Source organism: Nonomuraea sp. NPDC049784, assembly GCF_040659615.1.
Taxonomy (GTDB): Bacteria; Actinomycetota; Actinomycetes; order Streptosporangiales; family Streptosporangiaceae; genus Nonomuraea.
On record NZ_JBFAMX010000753.1, the window covers coordinates 1 to 4,331 of the forward strand.

Genomic DNA, 4,331 nt, shown 5'->3' on the forward strand with positions numbered 1-4,331 from the left:
GCCGTGGCCGGGACCCTGGCGCCCGTGGCACCGCCTTCGCCTTCCTCGGCGCGTACGCGGGCCGGCCCCGCGGTGGCCGCGGCCGTCGCCGCCGCTCCCGCCGGGTTGGCCATGCCGGCCGCCCTGATGAGCGGCTCGGCCTTGCGCAGCCCCCAGCGGCCGATCCTGGCCGAGGCGACCGGCGGCAGCGCACCTGCCGAGCGCTCCAGCACGGACGAGCTCGCGGCCTCGCCGAGCATGCGGGTGGCGACCGTGTGGCCGCTGATGGAGGCGAACAGGTGCTGGAACGGCCTGCGGTAGAAGAACACCGCGATCGTCAGCAGGGCCATGAACAGCACCTGCATGCCCCATGGCATGGCCGTGGAGATGATCAGCGCGTACCCGTACACGAGGACGCTGAGCACCAGCGTGAGCACGGCCTGCCTGAGCAGCGTGCCGATGAGCATCTCCACCCAGCGCATGGCGACGATCCGGCCGCTGCCCGGATGCACGCCGATGAGCAGGAACACCGGCCCGAGTATCAGCAGCAGCAGGAAGCCCACCTTCAGCACCAGCAGCGAGACCGCCACCAGGAAGATGAGCAGGCCGGCCACGATGGCGGCGATGAACGCGCCGACGGCCACGCCGAGCCGGTTGGACCAGTCACGGCCGGAGAAGACCGTGTAGACGGGGTCGTTCTTCAGCTTCTCCGCCAGCGAGGCGTACTCCGACTGGCGGGCCCCCACGTCGGGGGCAGGCTGGCCGGCCACGGCCCGCGGGACCGACTGCATCTCCAGCACCTTGCGGCCCCAGTCGCGCACGATGGGCTGCTGCGGGTCGGCGGTGCCGAACAGGCCCACCAGCCACGGCTTGCAGACCAGCGTGGACCACAGCGCGTCGGCGTTCTGGTCGACGCCCGGCGTGCCTATCTGGCCGTACCCGCCGGGCTTGACCTCCGGCGCGGCCTGGCCGGGCGGTGGCAGGCAGGAGGCGCCGCCCGCGCCCGGCAGGCCGGAGAAGGCCGAGTTGACGACCTCGCCGGTCTTGTCCGTGACGACCTTGCCCAGGCCGGTGAAGTCGCCGGGACGGCTCAGGAACCAGACCGCCACGGTGACGGCCAGCACCATCCAGATCACGCCCTCGGCGGTCGTGGTGGCCCGCTTGCGGATCAGCCCGTACCAGGCCAGCCAGATGGCGCCGAGGATGACGACCGGCTGCAGGAACGGCCAGTACATGGCCTTGGAGAGGTTCGTGACGATGTCGTCGACGACGTCCTTGATCGCCTGGAGCGGCCCCTCGGTCGCCGCGGCCTGGTACGTGGTGATCGTCAGCCGGTCGACGGACTTGGCCGCGGTGAAGATGCCGTTGGCCCACATGTTGCCGAGCACGGCGACGTAGTCCGAGCAGCTCAGGTCGTGGGTGTGCCAGAACTGGCCGCTCATGCCGAACTGGGAGTAGTTGGTGGTCGGCGCCTGCGCCCCGGCCTGGGCGGGCGCCTGGATCAGGCCGTCCAGGCCGCCGCCGACCATTTCGGGGTTGAGCGGGCCCGACAGGTCACACGGGGCCGCGGCGGCCGGGACCGACAGGCCGCCCACCACAATGGGCACCACGAGGATGCCTGTGATGAGCGCGAGAGCCAGCGCGAGTCGTCGCGATAGCCGGATCTTCATGACCGTACCTCCTGCGCTCTGCTCACGCCCCCTTGAAGATCATCATGCCCGGCGCCGCCGGGTTTGTCGTGTGTCGGGTTCGTGTCGAGCCAACGGAGAAGTTCCTCGGAGATCAGGTCTACTCCGATTCGCCCTGCCCTGCCATCCAGATCGCGGAATACGCATTCGCCGTTTCCGAGCGAGCGCAGCACGGCCTTGTGCTCCTCCGACGGCTCCACCCCGAGCAGGGACATGACGTGGTCCACCTCCACCCGTTCGGTGGACCTGAACGCGAAGACGGACGACAGGCAGTTGGTCACCTGCTCGTTCAGCAGGTCTCCCGCGTTCTGCGAGACCAGCACGAGAGCGGTGTTGCGGGAGCGGCCCATCCGGCTGACCTCGGGCACCAGCTTGGCGCCCTCGGGCGTGGAGGTGATCGCCCACGCCTCGTCCAGGAAGATCGCCTTGGGGGCGCGCCGGTCGAGGCCGTTCATCAGCCTGCGCGCGAACTGCGAGACCAGGTAGAGCAGCGCCACGGACAGCCGCTGCTCGTAGGAGTAGTCGTCCCTGGTCGTGGCCACGTCCGGCAGCGTGAGACCGCCCAGCGTGAACACGGTCGTCCACCCCTCGCTGTCGATCTGATCGCCGCCGGAGGGGTCGAAGCAGAGCCTGGCCAGGTGCATCTCCGACATGGAGCGCAGCACGGCGCCCAGGTTCTTCGAGGCGGGGTCGCCGGCCTGCTCCAGGAAGTCGACGACCTTGCCGAGCGAGGGGTCGGGCGCGTTGGACACCGCGGCCACCGCCTGGATCATCGCCGACTCGCGCTCCTCCGACATGCGCGGGAGCAGCAACCGCAGCGTCTCGGTGGCCATGGTCTTCTTCGCCGCGATGTCGTCGCCGAACGAGAACGGGTCGAGCAGCCCCGGCGCCGCCGACCCCAGCGGGATGATCCGGGCCTTGCGGCCCCGCTTGTCCAGCAGCTGCACCAGCGACTCCGCGTCGCCCTTCGGGTCGATCACCGCGACCGTCACGCCCCTGAGCGCCATCTGGTAGATCATCAGCAGCGCGAGCGTGGTCTTGCCGCCGCCGGGCTCGCCGGTGATCGCGATGGCGGTCGGCCGGTTGCGGCTTGCGGCGAGCAGCGGATCGAAGTGCACGATGCTGCGGGCTCTGCCGACGGTCTCGCCGATGTACGGGCCGAGCCAGCCCTCCTTGCCGCCGTCGTCGAGCCGGTCGCCGAGGTCGACCGTGGCGGTGGCCATGCCGCCCGCGATCGTGCGGAGCGGCTGCCGCTGGGCGTAGGCGTTGACGCGTACCTTCTCGCCCGGCAGCGACTCGCTGAACAGCGAGAACTGGTCGCCCGTCGAGTTGACCACGTCGATGCCCATGTCGCGGTAGTGCTCGACGACCGCCTCGACGCGCTGCACGCAGATGTCCTCGGTGGGGGCCGACACGATCAGGCGGTGCCAGCCGTACACGAAGGGCAACCGCTCCTTCGTGATGCCGTGCTCCAGCAGGCGGGCCGCGTCGATCTGCTCGGCCAGCGCGAGCGGCGCCTCCGCACCGGCCTCGCGGATGTGGTGGTCCATGTCGCGGGCGTGCGCGAGCTTGCGCGCGACGTCCTTGGACGCCTTGACCGGCGGAATGAGCCGCATCCGCGACGAGATCTCCACGGGGAACGGGAGCTGGTCGGCGAAGTGCATCCACGGCTCGCCGTCGGGGAACGGCATGAGGTCGGGGAAGCGTGCGAACGACAGGTGGGCCACGTACGAGTCGCCCTGCGGCTGCACGATGCGCAGCAGCGACCTGCCGTTGTGGATCTCCCCCTCGACCAGCGACTCGATCTCACCCCTGCCCCAGCGCCGCTTCGGACTGGCGGACGGCGGCGGGTCGCCGAGCGCGCCCGCGGCCGCGTGCTGGAACAACCACGCCACCTCGACAGAGGTGGCGTGCCTGGCGTAGAGGGCGCTTGACGCGAGTGCTCTGCCGAGGCGTTCGGCGGACTCGGTCCACCGCCCGATCTCGCTGTCGGGCACGTGGTCGTCCTCCATGCCGAGCGCCTTCTCGGTCGTCTGGTAGAAGCCGAAGAGCTGGGCGAGCACGCCGTCGCCGAGTTGCTTGCCGCGCGGGCCGAGCCGTACGCCGAGGTAGACCTCCTTGGACCAGAAGTCCTTCGCCCAGACGTGCCGGTACATCTCCTCCAGGTAGTCGCGCCAGCCGGACCCCTCGTCGGACGTGGCGTTGAGCGCCATGGCCCACTCCGCCGCGGGGTACGTGCGGTGCGCGACCCTCAGGTGGACCTCCGCGTCGGGCATCCTGATCGCGGCCAGCGCGATCGTGATGTTGGTGGCCAGCGCCTCGCGCTCCTCCGGGGTGACGAACTCGTAGCTGACCGTCGGGAGGCGGAAGTACGCCCATGCGCTGGTGTCTGTGAGCAGGATGCGGTCGTCGAAATAGCGGACCGCGAGGCGCTGGTGCGCTCGTGACGCCCTGCTCATGCCGCCCCCTCGGCGCATGAACGGGCCAGACCTGCTCGCTTGTTCACTTATCGCTCACCGATTCTCGTGCCCGGGGGGTCACTCGCCAACTCCTCTTCGCTCGGTCGGACGGTCTGTGCCTGTGCCGCGAAGCCCGCGGGTACGAGGAGCGCTTCCGCGAGTGGGAGACCTTCTCCGACACGGTGTCGCTGGAGGTCATCCCCAA

At 70.1% G+C, this 4,331-nt stretch carries 2 protein-coding genes; both read right to left on the reverse strand.

What is annotated here, in order from left to right; translation table 11 throughout:
- The coding region (locus tag AB0J09_RS57685) for a type IV secretion system protein (RefSeq protein WP_360711485.1) at positions 1-1,649 on the reverse strand (1,649 nt) is incomplete at its 3' end.
- The gene (locus tag AB0J09_RS57690) at positions 1,646-4,126 is read right to left on the reverse strand and encodes an ATP-binding protein (protein ID WP_360711488.1); all 2,481 of its coding nucleotides are present in this window, start codon (positions 4,124-4,126) and stop codon (positions 1,646-1,648) included. The genes AB0J09_RS57685 and AB0J09_RS57690, both read right to left, overlap by 4 nt.
- Between the last annotated feature and the right edge of the window lie 205 nt (positions 4,127-4,331).

Bases quoted from the DNA above. Each gene is read 5' to 3' on its own strand.
- AB0J09_RS57690 (WP_360711488.1), bottom strand. From the start codon at position 4,126: ATGAGCAGGGCGTCACGAGCGCACCAGCGCCTCGCGGTCCGCTATTTC.